Source organism: Brevibacillus sp. MCWH, assembly GCF_013096935.1.
Taxonomy (GTDB): Bacteria; Bacillota; Bacilli; order Brevibacillales; family Brevibacillaceae; genus Brevibacillus; species Brevibacillus aydinogluensis.
The window spans coordinates 50,026-66,183 of sequence record NZ_SDLF01000010.1 but is presented as its reverse complement, the minus strand read 5'-3'; the positions used below and the strand labels follow the sequence as shown (position 1 = coordinate 66,183).

Annotated in this window: 16 protein-coding genes and 2 pseudogenes; 9 read left to right on the top strand and 9 right to left on the bottom strand. The window is 57.7% G+C overall.

Annotated features, from left to right (window positions below; all coding sequences use genetic code 11):
• Positions 1-23: 23 nt before the first annotated feature.
• From ETC00_RS11125 to ETC00_RS11110, 4 genes are all read right to left on the bottom strand, one after another.
• Positions 24-269 carry a hypothetical protein gene (locus ETC00_RS11125; protein WP_230077667.1) on the bottom strand — a complete coding sequence of 82 codons (246 nt, stop codon included), beginning with the start codon at positions 267-269 and terminating at the stop codon, positions 24-26.
• Entirely contained in the window at positions 266-859 is a 594-nt protein-coding gene (locus tag ETC00_RS11120; RefSeq protein ID WP_171566115.1) for a winged helix-turn-helix domain-containing protein, read from the bottom strand. Before ETC00_RS11120 ends, ETC00_RS11125 begins: the two co-directional genes overlap by 4 nt.
• Before the next feature lie 267 nt (positions 860-1,126).
• Positions 1,127-2,413, bottom strand: coding sequence for a S8 family peptidase (locus ETC00_RS11115; RefSeq protein ID WP_171566113.1), 1,287 nt, complete (start codon positions 2,411-2,413; stop codon positions 1,127-1,129).
• Between the two features lie 527 nt (positions 2,414-2,940).
• Complete coding sequence (locus ETC00_RS11110; RefSeq protein WP_171566112.1) at positions 2,941-3,711, bottom strand: MBL fold metallo-hydrolase; 771 nt, start codon at positions 3,709-3,711, stop codon at positions 2,941-2,943.
• Between the two features lie 118 nt (positions 3,712-3,829).
• On the opposite strand from ETC00_RS11110, the gene ETC00_RS11105 reads away from it, so the two are divergent.
• The 3 genes from ETC00_RS11105 to ETC00_RS20865 all read left to right on the top strand — a co-directional run bounded on the left by ETC00_RS11105 (position 3,830) and on the right by ETC00_RS20865 (position 4,917).
• Complete coding sequence (locus tag ETC00_RS11105; RefSeq protein WP_171566111.1) at positions 3,830-4,243, top strand: Lrp/AsnC family transcriptional regulator; 414 nt, start codon at positions 3,830-3,832, stop codon at positions 4,241-4,243.
• 219 nt (positions 4,244-4,462) lie between these two features.
• A complete protein-coding gene (locus tag ETC00_RS11100) occupies positions 4,463-4,744 on the top strand; it encodes a hypothetical protein (protein WP_171566109.1) in 282 nt (93 codons plus the stop codon).
• 38 nt (positions 4,745-4,782) lie between these two features.
• Complete coding sequence (locus ETC00_RS20865; protein WP_256379888.1) at positions 4,783-4,917, top strand: hypothetical protein; 135 nt, start codon at positions 4,783-4,785, stop codon at positions 4,915-4,917.
• Positions 4,918-5,061: 144 nt separating this feature from the next.
• On the opposite strand, the gene ETC00_RS11095 is transcribed toward ETC00_RS20865, so the two are convergent.
• From ETC00_RS11095 to ETC00_RS11085, 3 genes and pseudogenes are all read right to left on the bottom strand, one after another.
• On the bottom strand, positions 5,062-5,412 hold the full coding sequence (locus tag ETC00_RS11095) for a cupin domain-containing protein (RefSeq protein ID WP_171566219.1): 351 nt from the start codon (positions 5,410-5,412) through the stop codon (positions 5,062-5,064).
• A 63-nt stretch (positions 5,413-5,475) separates the two neighbouring features.
• Positions 5,476-5,799, bottom strand: a pseudogene (locus tag ETC00_RS11090) (DUF2500 domain-containing protein); the annotation flags it as partial.
• A gap of 98 nt (positions 5,800-5,897) precedes the next feature.
• Positions 5,898-6,659 (bottom strand): annotated as a pseudogene (locus tag ETC00_RS11085) (ANT(4')-I family aminoglycoside nucleotidyltransferase).
• Between the two features lie 464 nt (positions 6,660-7,123).
• Here ETC00_RS11085 and ETC00_RS11080 point away from each other — a divergent pair.
• Positions 7,124-8,290, top strand: a complete 1,167-nt coding sequence (locus ETC00_RS11080; protein ID WP_171566108.1) for a cation:proton antiporter — start codon at positions 7,124-7,126, stop codon at positions 8,288-8,290.
• Between the two features lie 63 nt (positions 8,291-8,353).
• On the opposite strand, the gene rpmG is transcribed toward ETC00_RS11080, so the two are convergent.
• Positions 8,354-8,503, bottom strand: a complete 150-nt coding sequence (rpmG, locus tag ETC00_RS11075) for a 50S ribosomal protein L33 (RefSeq protein ID WP_171566106.1) — start codon at positions 8,501-8,503, stop codon at positions 8,354-8,356.
• A 229-nt stretch (positions 8,504-8,732) separates the two neighbouring features.
• On the opposite strand from rpmG, the gene ETC00_RS11070 reads away from it, so the two are divergent.
• From ETC00_RS11070 to ETC00_RS11055, 4 genes are all read left to right on the top strand, one after another.
• Positions 8,733-9,893 (top strand): CdaR family transcriptional regulator, encoded by a 1,161-nt coding sequence (locus ETC00_RS11070; protein WP_171566105.1) that lies wholly within the window; start codon positions 8,733-8,735, stop codon positions 9,891-9,893.
• 118 nt (positions 9,894-10,011) lie between these two features.
• Positions 10,012-10,875 carry a sugar diacid recognition domain-containing protein gene (locus tag ETC00_RS20890; protein ID WP_304414791.1) on the top strand — a complete coding sequence of 288 codons (864 nt, stop codon included), beginning with the start codon at positions 10,012-10,014 and terminating at the stop codon, positions 10,873-10,875.
• Positions 10,872-12,014 carry a glycerate kinase gene (locus tag ETC00_RS11060; protein WP_171566104.1) on the top strand — a complete coding sequence of 381 codons (1,143 nt, stop codon included), beginning with the start codon at positions 10,872-10,874 and terminating at the stop codon, positions 12,012-12,014. The genes ETC00_RS20890 and ETC00_RS11060 overlap by 4 nt, the downstream gene beginning before the upstream one ends.
• A gap of 26 nt (positions 12,015-12,040) precedes the next feature.
• Complete coding sequence (locus ETC00_RS11055) at positions 12,041-13,468, top strand: GntP family permease (protein WP_212133053.1); 1,428 nt, start codon at positions 12,041-12,043, stop codon at positions 13,466-13,468.
• A gap of 87 nt (positions 13,469-13,555) precedes the next feature.
• Here the strand turns inward: ETC00_RS11055 and ETC00_RS11050 are convergent, their stop codons facing one another.
• Positions 13,556-14,521: a hypothetical protein gene (locus ETC00_RS11050; protein WP_171566101.1), complete on the bottom strand. Its 966-nt coding sequence runs from the start codon at positions 14,519-14,521 to the stop codon at positions 13,556-13,558.
• Positions 14,522-14,792: 271 nt separating this feature from the next.
• Here ETC00_RS11050 and ETC00_RS11045 point away from each other — a divergent pair, with 271 nt between their 5' ends.
• Complete coding sequence (locus tag ETC00_RS11045) at positions 14,793-16,154, top strand: VCBS repeat-containing protein (RefSeq protein ID WP_171566100.1); 1,362 nt, start codon at positions 14,793-14,795, stop codon at positions 16,152-16,154.
• Positions 16,155-16,158 lie beyond the last annotated feature (4 nt).

The following is a 16,158-nucleotide window of genomic DNA, read 5'->3' as shown; positions in this document are numbered from 1 at the left end:
CAGCCGGCCCGGGCAAGCCTCCGCTATGCCGCCAAACGCATGAGCACAGCTTGCGGCGCGGCTGCTTTTTCCTCGCCAAAGCCGGATGAGACAACGGTCACGGTGGCCGGCCGTTCTTCCGGCCCCACCGTCCATCGGGTGACCGTGGCCTCCTGTGTCCTGCCTGTCTCCCCGACTTTGTGCGCGGGCAGGGAAACGACACTGCCGTTCCGTTCGGCGCCCGTTTCCCACACGACGACAGATTGCGGTTTTGCCTGCGGTCTCATCATTCTTCTCCTCCTTGTGAAAGCTGCGGGTAGACGGCCAGCACCACCTTATAGCTGTCCTCCCCGTCTGCTGACTGGTACTTCTCCACCAGTCGGTTGACCAGTTCCACGTATTCACGGACAAAGGCGCTTCGCTGTTCCGGGCCGGCCAGCCGGATACTGGTGTCCAGCGTGGCGCTGGGAATCTCGTCATCCCGGTCGGACCGCTCCATCAAGAGCAGCGAGTCCCGCTTGATCCGCTCCGCCATGGTGACCAGGTGCGACAAGGAGCCTTGGTCTTTGATGCGCTGAACGGTTTCCTTCGGCCAGTTCAGCGTCTCTGACAGGACGTACGTCCGCGCGATCGCCTGGTACAGGACTTCGACCAGATTGCGGACATTCCGGGTGCCGACCCGGCGCACCAGGCCCACTTTTTCCAGCGCCTTGAGATGGTAGTTGACCCGCTGCGGGATTTCGTTGATGCCGCGGGCCACCTCGGCGGCGGAGGCAGGCTCGACAAGCCGGCTCAGGATTTCTGCGCGAAGCGGGTTGAGCAGGGCCATCGCCTGCTCCGGCGTCTCGACCACGTATGTTTCCAACACTTCCTGTTCCACATTGAACACCTCAGAAAAGGATTCATTCACGTAAAAACATTTTATTACGTAAGCGCCCCATTGTCAAATGGTGGAATTGCACCCAAACAAAAAAGCCCGTTGTCGGGCGCTGCAGCGTGCGGCATCAGCTGTATCGGAACTCGGAAGACATCGGCTGCTGAACAAAAAACCCCGGCACAGACTTATACTGTGCCGGGGAGTCCTGCCTGTTGACCCATGTTGTGCAGGCTTTTTTTCGCATCAGATCAGGCAGCTGATTTTCTTTGCTTATTGATCACCAGCCTGGACGGTCGGGAATCCGAAGCCGGAAGCAATGTCATCGCCTGTCCCCGCGCTGATGCCTCCCTTGATGTCATTTGCTTTCGCGCGTTTTTGCAGCTCCGCACGGACATCGTTATTGCTCCATGTCGGATTCGACGCCCAGATTTTGGCTGCCAATCCGGAGATATGCGGCGTTGCCATGGACGTACCGCTGATGGTGTTGTATCCGCCATTGGGCCACGTCGATTCGACCGACCGTCCCGGCGCGGATACTTCCACATCCCGCTCCTGAATCACGTAATCGCCGGCCGTTGACGGATTACCCCGGGAAGAGAAGTCAGCCACACGATACGTGCCGTTTTGCTGTACATTTTCCAGAGCGGCTACTGCTACGGCATCCTTCAACCCTCCCGGATAGCCGATCGTATTGGCGGAAGGACCGGAATTACCGGCTGCCGCTACCACCAGCGCTCCTCGCTGCTGGGCATAGGTCACGGCATTGGCAATCAACGAATCCTTCGCGGAGGAGCCAAGCGACATGGAAATCACCACTTTTACCCCTTTGCTGACGCCTTGATCAGCGGCGTAGCGGATCGCGTAGGCGATATCATCCGCATACCCGCTGCCCCCGTCACTCAGCACTTTATACGCCCACAGCTTGGCCTCCGGAGCGACGCCGTAAATGCCGCTGCCTCCTCCTCCGTTGGCGAGGATGGTACCCGCAACGTGGGTCCCATGTCCGTTGCCATCTGCGCAACCATTCACGACAGGCGAACTCGTAGTGAAGTTGTAGCACTGCTCCACATTGGCCGACAGGTCAGGATGCGCGGTATAGGCGCCGGTATCCAGGACGGCTACGCGAATCCCTTTGCCGCCGCTGGTGGATTGGATCGACGAATTCCGATAAATTGCTTCGATCCCCCAAGGCGTTCGGTCGGAAGGAGTCGCCATTGCCTCGACGCGCCCCTCCTCCTGGAACTCGGCAATCGACAGCGTGTTGACCAGCGTAACTTTCAAGGACTTGTCCGACGTCAATTTCTTCAGTTCTTCTTCCGTCACTTCGGTGGTAAAGCCCAGGTCGTCAAAGTCGTGCCGCTCTCCAAGCTGTCTCTTCAGGCTTGCCTTCAGCGACCTCACGCTTTTATCCGGCTGAATCAGCACCCGAAGCTTGTCCGAACTTGAACTTGTGTTTGTGCTTTCATCAACAGCCCCTGCACCTCCTGAAAACGCGGACAGTACCAATGCTGCTGACAACACCATGCCTCCCAACAGCTTTTTCCTTTGCCTCCTCATACAATCGCCCTCCTAAATTTGGTTATAATTGGTATCTGTGGCTCAATTATACATAATTCCGAAATTTATATCAATTACCAATTTTAGTTATTTTTGCAATTTCTTCTAAATTTTCTCCCCCTCGAAAAACCGTCATCCAAAAACAAAAACACTCCCCTCTTCAAGGGAGTGTCAGACTGATGACAAACTGTATTTTTTTGATCGAAGTTCCGAATGTAAAACCATCTTTCATCGTTGTCAGGCCGAAAGGCCTGCAGATTAATCAAACCGAAGGTGGAGAAAAAGTACACGGCATGGAGTGATGGGCCAAGCGAGCTCCTTTGACGACCTGCACAGCGGAAAAACGCTAGACGCGGGGAATACAGGGGACACAAGTCTCACTTCGTCGAAATGCCCAGATGTTTGTCCCCTGCCCGCGTCGCGTTTTGTAGCGAACAATATCCACTACTTTGCTGGTCGTCAAGAGAGCGAGCGGGCCCGATCACCCATGCGCCACGGACTTTGTCTACACGCTGACACTCCCCTCTTCAAGGGAGTGTTTTGTCAAACCGCATCACTTCGCCGTCTTCCGGCACCAGCACCCGGCCGTCCAGCTCTCGCTCCCGCAGGTGAGCGCGCAGTTCGGAGCGGCTCAGCAGACAGTGATTCCACGCTTCCATATGGGCGACGACGATCCGAGCGGACGGGCAGGCGCCGGCCAGGCAAACGACGTCCTCAGCGGTCATCGTGATGGGACCGCCGGTTACGAATTGGGCAGCTCCGGCAAAGACCACCGCCACTTCCGGCCGATGGTCGGCGGCGGCCCGCTCCACCTCTTCACACCAGATCGTGTCGCCGGCCAGGTAGAGGCACGGTTCCCCCTCCGCACGCAGCACAAATCCGGAGACAGGCCCCATCTTCTCACCGATGTCCCCGGTGCCGTGCCGGCCGCCCGTCCGCCCGAGGCGGATTCCTTCCCAGACGATCTCATCCGCCACCGGCGTAACATTTAAAAATCCGCACTCCGTCAGCCGCTCCCGATCCTGCGGCTGGCAAAAAACCGGAATCTCCTTGGGCAGCAAGTCGGCAGCCGCTTGGTCAAAATGATCGCGATGGATGTGTGTCACCAGGACGGCATCAATCCCGGCAATCACGCTTTCCGCCGGTACGGGCAGCTCTACAAGCGGATTGGGCCGCTGGTTGGGCGTGTTGGGAGTGGCCGCGAGTTCGCCCGCCCGGCTCAGCATCGGATCGACAAGCAGCGTCCGGTTGGCGTATGTCACGCGCAGCGTGGCGTGTCGGACAAGCTGGATTTCCATACAGGTTCGCTCCTTTACCATTATAATGGATACAGGTGAGTCCATTATAATCGGGTTATCGTTAACGCTGTGAAAAGATTCATCCTTCTGCGCTTTCAGGTTGAAAGGAGACTGCCTCATGCTCGATCAAACCGACTTGCACATCCTCGCCCTGCTGCGCGAAAACGCCCGCTTGTCGTGGAAAGAAATCGGCGAACAGGTGCATCTGACCGGCCAAGCCGTGGGCAACCGCATTCGGCGGATGGAGGACATGGGCGTCATCCGCGGATATACGGCCGTTGTCGATCCTGCCAAACTGGGCCCCTCCCTCACCGCGATCGTCACGATCCTGATGAAAACGACGGATCACGGACAGTTCGAACGCTTCGTCAGGGGCCGCCCCGAGATCGTCGAAGCTCATCGCGTCAGCGGGGAAGGCTGTTATTCGCTGCTCGTCCGCGTCCCCGATCAGACGGCCCTCAACGCGCTGTTGGACGACATCCTGGCGTACGGCAACTACCGGCTGAGTCTGTCGATCGGCCGGCTGAAATAGGCACGTCCCGCCCATCATCCGACCATTTCTGAACTGACCGATCATCCTTATGGCGATGGCGCCATCGATCCGGTTCGGCCTGAGCCTCTCCTCCAGCTTTGTACCGGAATTGCACTTCGAGAATTTTTTCCGGTTGCCCGCTTCCGCCCAACGGGTTTACAATGAGGGATGCCAGGAACCCAGGTTCTTGCAGACGTCAAGAAAGGGGGGAAATCGCCGATGGAAGAAGCGCTTTTGCTGCTTTCGCTGGATGATTTCTTCGCCTTGCTTGCCCTGTTTGCGGGCTGCTTCCCGTCCGTAATATACATACGGCGGTTGCAGCGCTCGCAGAGCGTGACCATTGGCTGGCGTAAAAACGACAGCTACGAACCTTCCATTAATCTTTGCTTGGTCGAGACGTATCCGATGGCGGTAAGGCAGACGCAGCGCATCCGGCTGCATCGGCGCGTACGGTGCGAAGACGGCGACTCGGATGCATCCGCACTCCGCTTTTCGCTCTGATCAGAAGAATCAGAATCGAAAAAGGAGCGTGACGGTGCATGATCGCCAAGTACATCGGAGAAGCTCTGTTGGTTTGCTTCAGTCTGCCGCTGTTAGCCTATCAGACCGCGGAGAGCCTCCACGCGCTGGCGGACGCGTTTGCGCAGATGTCCGAGTACCTGCCGTGGAAATGACAACCGCAGCATGTATGACAAAACCCTGGCCGAACGGCAAACGGCCAGGGTTTTTCTAACTGTCGCGACAGCCGGGCGCAGGTCTCCCGTGCGCTGGCGGCGCGTGTGATCAATGCCGGCCGGTTCCCTTGTTCCCCCTCGCCGTCAATCCGCCGGCACGCGATCTCCCCGCGACGTCGGCTGGGAGATGACGAGAAATTCCGTCTCCGCCCCGCTTTCATTTTTCATCTGGTGCGGCACGCCCGGCGGCACTTCCATGCCTTCGTGGGGATGCAGCTCCCACGAGACGCCGTCCACTTCCAGCACCGCTGTCCCGGACAGCACAAAGAAAAACTGCCGCGACCGCTCATGGTAATGACGGACTTCCGCCGTTCCCGCCGGCATCCGCTCGTGGATGACACTCAGGTCGCTCCCCTTGACCAGATGCCAGCCGTCACAGCGCTCCCCCCAGACGTAGTGCTCCGCGCTCCTCTTGGATATTTTTTTCAATGGCATACCGCCTGACTGCCCGGATTGGCGAGGGGTCGACTTCGCACGGGGCTGGGGTTGAAACCCTTTGAACCGCGTGCCCTGATACGTGAGAATGCCTTCTTCGTTATCGGCTATCAGCCCGTACTCCGGCCCGTTTACGCGAAACTCCAGCCGTTCCCCGCTGTCCAGCTCAAACGCCACGTAATACGACGTATGAACGCTTGAATCGCCGGCTCCTCCCCACGTATTTGTCCGCTTCCCCAACACCCTGGCCGGAACGCTGCGGACCGGCGCGGTGTTGTTGGACATCCACGTGACCACGCCTCTGACCAGAGCCGTCCCGATCAGCACGATGATTACCCCAAAGATCAAACCGGGCGCCAGCGTAAACCACAAGGGTTCTCCCGGCATGGAAAAACTCGCATCGAAAAACACGCTCCACCCTCCTGTCCATCACGCTACCCTGTTATACGCCAGGAGGAAAAAAATGTTTCGATCTTTCCCGCGATTCAGAAGGGAATCCGCCTGTTCTCCATGCAGTCATACCCGTTTCGGACGGCCCACTCAATGACCCCGTCCCAGAAGCTTTCGCAGGTGCTCAGGATCGCGTCGGGCTTCGATAAATCCCCGGCCATCACCAACCGGCACAGCGCGTCGAAACCGGCAGGGCGGTCAGACATCCCCAGCGCTTCGGTCAGGACGAGCGCCCTGGTGGAAAAGCACCGGCGATGATGCAGGCCGACAAGCATGGCGCCGTACGTGGCCGTTTCGATTGCCAGCGTCGGCAAAAACGTGCAGGGCCCCTGGACCCTGACATTTCTCCACTTGCCGGCCAATTAGTACAGTTCGCCTGTGATCACGCCGCAAACCGCACGGCGAAAATCATCCCTGTCAGGCGATTCCGCCACGCTGCGCAGTTCGGCGAAAAACGCTTCCGGATCATAAAGGCTCCGCACAGCGAAATACTTTCCGTGCGTGAGCGGCCACAGGCCATCGACGGACGCCGCATCCCGCAGCATCACGTCCTCGCTCAGAAAGTTCACCTCCGCTTTCCACGCCCCGACGGCCCATTCGCAGTCATCGTCCTGACCCGAAGAGCGCAGAACGCAGAACATCTCCAGATCGGAAAACGGGCCGTCCGTTTCCCGTGCCGCTGAGCCGTAGATGCCGATCGCCTTGATGTTCTCTCCGTGGACGGACAGCGCCCGTTCGGCGATCTCGTGCGCCAGGCGCGCACGCTCTTCTCTCGTCATTGGCATTGGTCCATTCATGTGGGTTCACTCCTTTTGTTTGGTACGAAGCGTTTCGAAAAAGCCGTACACAAACAGACAGGAGGGCCGCGGCATCAACGGGGGACTGTTTTGGCGTGCATGCCACCAACCTCCCGGACTGTGTGATCATTTCCGCCATTTTCCCAAAAAGGAAAAACCATTCCGAATCCATTATCCGGAAAATCCCGGAAAAAGACAAACCTCTCAAACGCCCCCCGGTTCTTCCCCTGCGGCACAGGCTGCCCGTCCGGCTGCCGAGTCAGAACAGGCCGGAGTCATTCTTTATTGACTTTTCAGGAATTAACGGTTATGATGGATATGCGTAAACGTGAATATGCGATTTGAATGGAGGAGCCTGTCACCTGGGTTTCCTATTGCCTTTTTTACGAAAAAGGCGGGGAAATCGAGGTGGCAGGCTCTTTTTTCATTCGCATCCGTTGCAACACATCAAAGGGGGAGTGTCCATGATTGTCTTTGAACTGGCGATGATTCTGCTTGCTTCCAAGATTGCGGGGGACATTAGCGTCCGCTTGGGGCAGCCCTCCGTACTGGGCAAGCTGCTGATTGGCATCGTGCTCGGGCCTACGGTGCTCGGGGTGGTCAACGATTCGGAAATTCTCAAGGAAATCAGCCAGATTGGTGTCATTCTGCTGATGTTCATCGCGGGGCTGGAAACCGATCTCGACGAGTTCAAGCGGACGGGAAAAGCCTCCACATTCGTCGGCGTGGCCGGCATCCTGGCGCCGTTGACAATGGGGTATCTGGCGGGCACCGCCGTCGGCATGTCTCCGCTGGAAGCGGTCTTCCTCGGCCTGCTGCTTTCCGCCACCAGCGTCAGCATTTCCGTGCAGGCGCTTAAAGAGCTGGGCAGGCTGAAGTCAAGAGAAGGAGCAACCATCCTGGGTGCCGCAGTCATTGACGACGTACTGGTCATTCTCGCCCTGGCGTTTGTGATGAGCTTTACCGGCGGCGATGTCAATCTCGGCATGGTGGTTGTGAAAAAAGCGGTGTTTTTTGCCGTCGCCCTGCTGCTCTCCTGGAAAGTGGTGCCTTGGGTGCTGAAGCGGTTTGCTCCGCTGCAGGTAACCGAGTCTGTCGTATCCGCCGGACTGATCATTTGCTTCACGTTCGCCTTCCTGGCCGACTATGCGGGAGTCGCCGCCATCATCGGCTCCTATATCGCCGGCGTGGCCATCAGCATGACCCCGTACAAGCAGAAGATGTGTGAAAAAGTGGAAACGCTCAGCTATTCGGTGTTTGTCCCGGTGTTCTTCACCTCCATCGGGGTCACGGCGTCATTTGCGGGCATTGGCGAACATCTCGGCCTGATTGCCGGCCTCAGCATCCTTGCAATCCTGACCAAACTGGTCGGCGGCGCGCTCGGCGCGAAGCTGTCCGGTTTTACCTGGGGCAGCTCCCTGGGCATCGGCGCGGCGATGGTGTCCCGCGGGGAAGTGGCGCTGATCATCGCCTCCATCGGACTGGAAACCGGGTTGCTGGCCGAAGACATGTTTGCCGCCGTCATCGTCGTCGTTCTCGTGACGACATTGGTGACGCCGCCGCTGATGAAGCTGTTTTTCACCCAACAAAAGCTGGCGGCGGAACGCCCCGTGTTGAGACGAGAAGCGTAATCCGCCGCCGAAAGCCGGGACAGCAGTCCCGGCCAATTTTTTTGGTCAATGACGCGATTCGTTCTACTTCGTTTCCCGATGCACCGTCCGCCGCTTCAGCCGCGGCGAATACTTCATCAGCTCCAGCCGCTCCGGGGTGTTTCGCTTGTTTTTCGTCGTGATGTAGTTGCGGTCTCCCGTCTCCGTGCACTGCAGTGTCACTGTTACGCGCATGGTTTGTTCCTCCCTCTTGTGTTTTTCGGCCTGCCTTGATCAGCCATGTCTTGCAACTCCTTACGCACCTGTAAATCGTAACGAATACGATTTATCCAGTATTCTACCCCAATGGCAAACTGTTCGTCAAAACAAAACGTAATCTTTCCGATCTAAAACGTGTGGGAATCCTTACCCGATACAATGAATAGACCCATACTCTATGTCCAGCGGAAGGAGCCCGCGGAAGATGAAATTGACTCAATCCCTCGCCGACCGGATTGTCAAACGCACAATGGAAGTGACCAACCTGAACATCAATGTCATGGATAAGGACGGCGTCATCATCAGTTCCAGCGATCCATCGCGCATCCAAACCTTTCACCAGGCAGCCCGCCAGGTGATTGCCACCGGGGAGGAAATGCTCCTCGGCGAAGAAGATTGCCAAAAATGGACGGGAACAAAGCCCGGCATCAACATGCCCATTCGCTTTCAGCAGGAGATTGTCGGCGTGATCGGCATATCCGGCGCCCCGCAGGAAGTGGTTCCGTTTGGCAAAGCGGTCAAGATGATGACGGAAATGATGCTGCAGCAGGCGTATCTGACGGAACAGATGGAAATGGCGGAGCGCTCCGTCAATTTTCTGGTGCAGGAGATGATTTCCGGGACGCTGGACCCTGCGCGCGAAGTGGTAATGTCCCGCGGTGCCCTGCTCGGTCTGGATTTGTCCCGTCCCCGCTCGGTCGTGATCATCCAGGCAACCGGCTTGAAGGACGGAGATGAATGGCATGCTGACCGCAGCTTCCCCCGCAAGGTTGCCGCCTGCTTCCGCAATTCCGATCAGGTCTGCGTCTCCGTGACAAAGCGGAACTGCTGGATCGTCGTCACTGACTTGAGCGGTCTCCGCAGCAAAGAGCAGATCAGGCAGTATTTGCACGAGGCCGCCCACAAACTGCTGGAAGCAGCCCCCGCCTCCCTGCGCAGCCGCCTGCTGATCGCAATGGGGCGCGGCTATGAGGACGTCTATGAGCTGGAACTGTCGTTCAAGGAGGCCATGCAGGCCCTGCAGGTGCTGGAACGCTTCCCCGCCAAGGGGGCAATCGGCCATATTGACGACATGACGCTGGAACTGCTGCTGCTCGAAACACCCCCCGCCACCCGGCAGGTGGTGGTCCGTGACGTTCTCAAGGATCTCGTCAAACACGACGAACTGTTGGAAACGCTGCACGCTCTGTTTTCCGCCGATCTCAACCTGACGGCAGCGGCTCAAGCGCTCAACATCCATCGCAACACGCTCCTGTACAGGTTGGACCGGATTGAGGAGATGCTGGGACGCAATCCGCGCCGCTTTGCCGAAGCGGCCAAAATCAAGCTGGCGCTGGAACTGCACCGCCTCTCCCAAACTGGATAATTCTCACAGAAATCTGACAGCATTCGACACGCTTTTTTGGTGGTTTTGCAAAATGTAATCGCCTTCCCAATTCTTGTATAGTAAATGGTAACATCAGACAAACATGAGAGGAATGACTATGAATACTGATTCGTTTTTGCAGGATGGTTTTTTCGACGAAATTGTACAAATTTTGCACGAGGAGACCGGTCAGCACATCAACATCATGGGTGAGGGAGGTGTGATTCTTTCCTCCACGCGCCCGGAACGCATTGGCACCGTGCACGAGGCCGCCAAAAAGATCATGCTCGGCTTGATTGACGAAGCCCTGGTGACGGAAGAGCAGGCACGCCAACTGGAGGGCGTGCGTCCAGGCTCCAACCTGCCGATCGTGTACAACGGCAAGCGAATCGGCGTGATCGGCATGTCCGGCAATCCGGACGAGATGCTGCCGATCGTCCGCGTCGCCGCCCGGACCGTCGTACTGTGGCTGAAAAACCGCGAACAGATCACGGAACAGCAGAAGGCCTCCCAGCAGGTGTACGAACACCTGCACAACATGGCGGCCACGATTCAACAGATTTCCGCCAGTTCCGAAGACTTTGCCGCAGCCAGCCGAAACGCCCTGCAGGTGGTGACCAATGGCGAAGAACAGATCAAACAGATCACGGACGCGCTAAAGATGATCAAGGAAATCGCCGACCACAGCAACCTGATCGGCTTAAACGCCGCCATCGAAGCCGCGCGGGCCGGAGAAGCGGGCAGAGGCTTTCAGGTCGTCGCCACCGAAGTCCGCAAACTGGCATCTGTCTGCCAAAACACTGTCAAGCAGATTCAGGAGATTCTTCGCCAGGTGCACGTCACATTCGGCAGCATCAGCGAACAGGCCAAAGCAAACGACGACAAGGCACAGGAACAATCCATCGCGCTGCAGGCGCTGGTCAAATACGTGGACGACATTGAACAGATGATGGAAACCCTGGCCAAGGGAGGAACAGCATGAAGATTGTCATCGCACCTGATTCGTTTAAAGGAAGCCTTACCGCCAAACAGGTGGGAGATGCCATCGCGGCAGGCGTGCGCAAAGCGCTGCCGGACAGCGACATCGTCATCAAGCCGATGGCCGACGGCGGTGAAGGCACCCTTCAGTGCTTGGTGGACGCCACCGGCGGCAAGATTTTGCAGGCCACGGTCAAAAATCCCCTCGGTCGACAGATCACGGCGGAGTTCGGGATTCTCGGAGACGGGAAAACGTGCGTCATCGAGATGGCAGCCGCTTCGGGTCTCTACCTGATCGACGCGTCCGAGCGCAATCCGCTCGTGACCACCACCTACGGGTTCGGCCAATTGATCAAAGCCGGGTTGGACCTGGGCTGCCGCCGCTTTATTCTGGGGATCGGCGGCAGCGCTACCAACGACGGCGGGGCCGGCATGCTGCAGGCGCTCGGGTTCGCCCTGCTGGACGGGGACGGCCAGCCGCTCGCGTTTGGAGGAGGTGAACTTCATAAACTGGAGCGAATCGATTCGAGCAGTGCCGATCCGCGGCTGTCAGAATGCGTGTTTACCATCGCCTGTGACGTGGACAACCCGTTTGTCGGTCCAAACGGCGCTTCCCATGTATTTGGCCCGCAAAAGGGAGCCACGCCCGAGATGGTCAAACTCCTGGACGACAACCTGCGCCATTTTGCGAATGTAATTGAACAAACCCGCGGCATCGCCATCCACGACCTGCCGGGGACCGGTGCGGCTGGCGGCGTGGCAGGCGCCCTCCTCGCCTTTCTGAACGGCGAGCTGAAGTCCGGCATCCAGATTGTCAGTGAAACCACCCGGCTGGCCGAAGCGATGGAAGGCGCCGATCTGGTGTTTACCGGCGAAGGGCAGGTCGACCATCAGACGGCACAGGGCAAAACACCCTGTGGGGTGGCAAAGTTGGCGCAGCAGCGCGGGATTCCCGTCATCGTCCTGGCGGGTTCCATCGGCACTGGGATCGAGGCGCTGTACAAGCATGGCGTCACCGCAGTAGCCAGCATCATCAACAAGCCAATGACGCTGGAACAGGCAATGGCGCAAACCGCCGGACTGCTGGAACAGGCAGCCGAACAACTCACGCGCATATTCGCAACCAAGGGAGGATTGTCATGAGTCCTGAAGTTATTCAGTTGGGACCAATCATTTTGCTTCTTCTGCTGCTGGCGATTGTCTTCATCGTCTACGCGACCGCCAAGTGGAAGCTCCATCCGTTCTTATCCATCATTTCCAGCACATATCTTTTCGCATTGGCGACCAACTTTGTCGGCTCCCTCAGCGGTGTCGAGGAACCGATTATCGCCGACATCGGCAAAGAGATTGCCGGCGGATTCGGCAGCATCATCACCAGCATCGGTCTGGTCATCATCTTCGGAACAATGATCGGCAAAATCCTGGAAAACTCCGGTGCCGCCGTCAAAATGGCGGAAGTGGTGCTGCGCCTTCTGGGCGACCGCCATCCGGCGTTGGCCATGTCGATCATCGGTTGGATCGTCTCCATCCCGGTCTTTTGCGATTCCGGATACGTCATTTTGTCATCCCTGAAAAAATCGCTGGCGAAAAAGACAGGCGTTAGCGTCGTTACCCTGGCAGTCGCTCTGTCCACCGGCCTGTACGCCACCCATACACTGGTGCCGCCGACACCGGGTCCCATCGCCGCCGCGACCAACGTCGGCATTGGACCGGACGGCCTGTTCTGGGTAATCGTCATCGGTCTTTTCGTCTCCATCCCGGTCGCGCTCGCCGGACACATCTGGGCCCGCAAAGTGGCGGCCAAGCTCCCGGTGGAACTGGATGAGGCTGTGGAAAGCTTTGAAGAGTTCAAAGCCCGTTTCGGCCAACTGCCATCTGCCTTCGCCTCGTTTGCGCCAATCGTGGTTCCGATTGTCCTGCTGGCCCTCGGTTCGTTTGCCAACTTCCCGGTGGGAGTCGATGCCCAAGGCAACAATGAAGTGCTGATCACCGGCTTTGCCAACACACTTCTCACCTTCCTGGGCGCCCCCGTGAACGCGCTGTTTATCGGTTTGCTCTTCGCTATTTTTGGACTATTGCCACAACGCAATGAGGAAACGCTGACCAAGTGGATGGGCGAGGGCCTGCTGGACGCTGCTGTCATCATCATGATTACCGGTGCGGGCGGATCGCTCGGCGCGGTCATCAAGGCTACTCCCATCGCCGATTACGTGAAGACGCTGATCGACGGCAATGTCGCCTTTGTCGGCGTGGGCGCGCTGATCATCACCTTCCTGATCGCCGCCGTCCTCAAAACGGCTCAGGGCAGCTCCACCGCCTCATTGGTCATCACCTCAACAATCATGCTGCCGCTCCTGCCATCCCTGGGCCTGGATGCGATGATGGGCACTGTTCCCATCGGGCAGATGCTGACGGTCATGGCCATCGGCTGTGGTGCCATGGTGGTCAGCCACGTGAACGACTCCTATTTCTGGGTGGTCACCCAGTTCTCCAAAATGAGCCTGTCCACCGCCTACCGTGCCCAAACGATGGCCACGCTGGTTCAAGGCTTGGTCGGCATCGTGGTGGTATCCATTTTGGGAATCATTTTCCTGTAATCTTTGCCACAACAAACATCCCTCTCTTCTCCCGCAGGAAAGAGAGGGATGTTCGTTTGCAGACACAGCCTCAGGGTGCGCCTGCTGTCATTTCTGTTTCTTCGGCGTCACCTTGTGGAGGCCGATCGCTTCTCCGTAACGACCGATGACAGGCTGGTAGACGGCCGGATTGTTCACCGTCCGCTGGTCGATCAGCGCCGCCGGGCGGTTGTCTTTCCACGTCATCACGCTGTAGACCTTTCCCGTTTCCGTAGGCATGGTGATCAAAATGTCGTTCACGCTGTCCTGATTATAGCGGCCGATGTGCAGTTTCGGCAGATACGCCCGATCCCATTGGCCTACGGATGCATACGTCTGCTGGTTGGTTTTCCCCTCGCGGACGACGAGACGCAGATTGTCGGCCAGCAGGTTCATGGACGCGCCCATTTTGTGCCCCACCAGCAGCACGTGGTCGCGCACTCCATCCCCCGTCACATCTGCGTACCTGGTGTCCAGCACAAAGGTGCTGTCATTGTCCATGCTAAATCCTGTGTTGACGTCCACTTCGGGGGACGGCAAGTTGTCCCAATCGCCTTTGTCGATGGTGAGTCCGACGAGCTGCGGTTTCTGGTTGACCAGTGTCCAGACGCTGGTGGCCACGGCGATCCGGTCGTACCCGTCCACGCCATACAGGACCTGGCGGCCGAGATAGCGGATACTCCCGTCCGCCTCGTAGTACGGGACCAATTGGACCAGCTTTTCGGCAAAGCCTTTGATCGGTTTGCGCAGCTTGCCGTTGGCCTGGTAGACACCGTACCTCACATATCCGTCCTTGTTGGGACTCACGTCAACGGTGGTGACGCCTTTGAGATGGCTGCTTGTCACCTGTGCCCGAAATCCATCTACAAATGTTATCCCAAACGTAATCGAGTGCTCAGGCTGAATGCGCACCACGGTGGCAAACGCTTGCGGATTCACCGCCTTCGCATGAACCGGCTCCACATTCGGTCCCGGCGCCAAGAGAATCGCACCGCCGCAAAGCACGGCCGATACGGTCTTGCACCACGCTTTCATCACTTCTTCCTCCCTTTGTCATCCCTGCTGATGTGTTTGGCATCCTGCCGTCTGTAAAAACAGATTGCAGAACAGTCAGTTTCTCTAATCCGTCAATGAGCTGACTCTGTTTTCATAAACGGTGGCAGTTGCCAAATTGTTGCAATTCGGCATGTACCTTTTTCACCCTCGGCAGTGGATCAATGTCACCGGTTTGCAACTCTTTTTCCTTCCAATCCGGCTACAATAAGGGCAGATTTGCCAACACTGCATAGAAAGGAACGAAACCACCATGAAAAAATCGTGGCTGTTGCCAACCGCTCTCGCTGTTTTCACTAGTGCCTGCGGCCTGAACGACACGCCAAATGCATTGATGCGGGCGCCGTTGGCAGATGCCAACCAACAATCGATCAACCAAACGGTTATGCAGTTTTTGCCGCCCGGCTCACAGCTGACGGTGCCGCTTCACCCTGAAGAGGCCAGCGCGGTCAACCTGCAGGACCTGACCGGTGACGGCAATCCCGATTTGATCGCGTTTTACAAAACGGAAAAAACGGATTACGAAATTGGCGTGCTTGTCCTCAGTCAAAAAGAGGGAAAATGGAAAAAGACAGCGTCCTTGACCGGAATCGGCAGCGAATTGGACTACGTCCAGTTTGTCGACGTTACGGGCGACAACGTCCCAGAGATGCTGATCGGCTGGGGCGGCGGTGAAGGGCTGAACAAGGAACTGTCCATCTACTCCTGGCAGCAGGAACAGATGCGTGAGCTGTTGAAGCAATCGTACGCAGCCATGGCCGTCGGCGATCTCACCGGTGACAAGAAAGCGGAGCTGGCACTGATCTCGCACGACCACGACAAGCTGACGTCCAAAGCAGAGGTGTACGGTATCAAGGACGGACAGTTGGACAAGCTGGCCGAACTGCCCCTGGAGGGAGGGGTAAACGGCTATGAACAGGCGACGATCGGGAAGGCGACACCGACCCAGTCGGCGATCTTTGTCGACGCGGGCATCGGAGCACACTCCGGCATGACCGAGTTGTTGGTCTGGCAAGACGGCAAGCTGGTGCGTCCGCTGACCAAGGCGGACGGTGACATCTCTATGACCTTTAAACCCTATGTATTGCCCAGTGAAGACATCAACAACGACGGCATTGTTGAAATCGGCATTCACACCCAGCCGCCGGGCACCGACGATCTTGCCATGGTGGAAATTCCGTGGATCGCTTCCTATTACCAGTGGGACGGAGCGGCCGGCCTGCGCCACGTCGAGGACCACTATCAGTCGTACGGCATCGGCACGGATTTCCTCATTCCCGCCAGATGGAAGGACAAGTACACCATTGAAGTAGACCGCGACTCTGCCAATCCTCCCGTGCGCCTGCTCTATTACGGCCAGGGAGGCAAGGAAAAGGCGACGCTGCTCACCCTGCAGGCTGTCCCGCAGAAGGATTGGACAAAGGTCGAAGCGTCCCTGAAGGAAAAGCAAACGCCGTATATCGTGCTGACGGAGCAGGGACAACAGGTGGTAGTGGCGATTCAGCCGCAGGAAGCCAGCGGGTTGAGCGGTGCCGCCCTGCGTGAGTACAATGCCATGCTGCTGACAGCAGACGAAATCCGTCAGTTGTTCCGTCCGCTGAAAATGCCGATGTAACCGA

Coding starts and splice junctions, on each gene's coding strand:
- ETC00_RS11125 (WP_230077667.1), bottom strand. CDS start 269: ATGATGAGACCGCAGGCAAAACCGCAATCTGTCGTCGTGTGGGAAACG.
- ETC00_RS11115 (WP_171566113.1), bottom strand. CDS start 2,413: ATGAGGAGGCAAAGGAAAAAGCTGTTGGGAGGCATGGTGTTGTCAGCA.
- ETC00_RS11110 (WP_171566112.1), bottom strand. CDS start 3,711: ATGGAAATCCAGCTTGTCCGACACGCCACGCTGCGCGTGACATACGCC.
- ETC00_RS11105 (WP_171566111.1), top strand. CDS start 3,830: ATGCTCGATCAAACCGACTTGCACATCCTCGCCCTGCTGCGCGAAAAC.
- ETC00_RS11100 (WP_171566109.1), top strand. CDS start 4,463: ATGGAAGAAGCGCTTTTGCTGCTTTCGCTGGATGATTTCTTCGCCTTG.
- ETC00_RS20865 (WP_256379888.1), top strand. CDS start 4,783: ATGATCGCCAAGTACATCGGAGAAGCTCTGTTGGTTTGCTTCAGTCTG.
- ETC00_RS11095 (WP_171566219.1), bottom strand. CDS start 5,412: ATGCCATTGAAAAAAATATCCAAGAGGAGCGCGGAGCACTACGTCTGG.
- ETC00_RS11080 (WP_171566108.1), top strand. CDS start 7,124: ATGATTGTCTTTGAACTGGCGATGATTCTGCTTGCTTCCAAGATTGCG.
- rpmG (WP_171566106.1), bottom strand. CDS start 8,503: ATGCGCGTAACAGTGACACTGCAGTGCACGGAGACGGGAGACCGCAAC.
- ETC00_RS11070 (WP_171566105.1), top strand. CDS start 8,733: ATGAAATTGACTCAATCCCTCGCCGACCGGATTGTCAAACGCACAATG.
- ETC00_RS20890 (WP_304414791.1), top strand. CDS start 10,012: ATGAATACTGATTCGTTTTTGCAGGATGGTTTTTTCGACGAAATTGTA.
- ETC00_RS11060 (WP_171566104.1), top strand. CDS start 10,872: ATGAAGATTGTCATCGCACCTGATTCGTTTAAAGGAAGCCTTACCGCC.
- ETC00_RS11050 (WP_171566101.1), bottom strand. CDS start 14,521: ATGAAAGCGTGGTGCAAGACCGTATCGGCCGTGCTTTGCGGCGGTGCG.
- ETC00_RS11045 (WP_171566100.1), top strand. CDS start 14,793: ATGAAAAAATCGTGGCTGTTGCCAACCGCTCTCGCTGTTTTCACTAGT.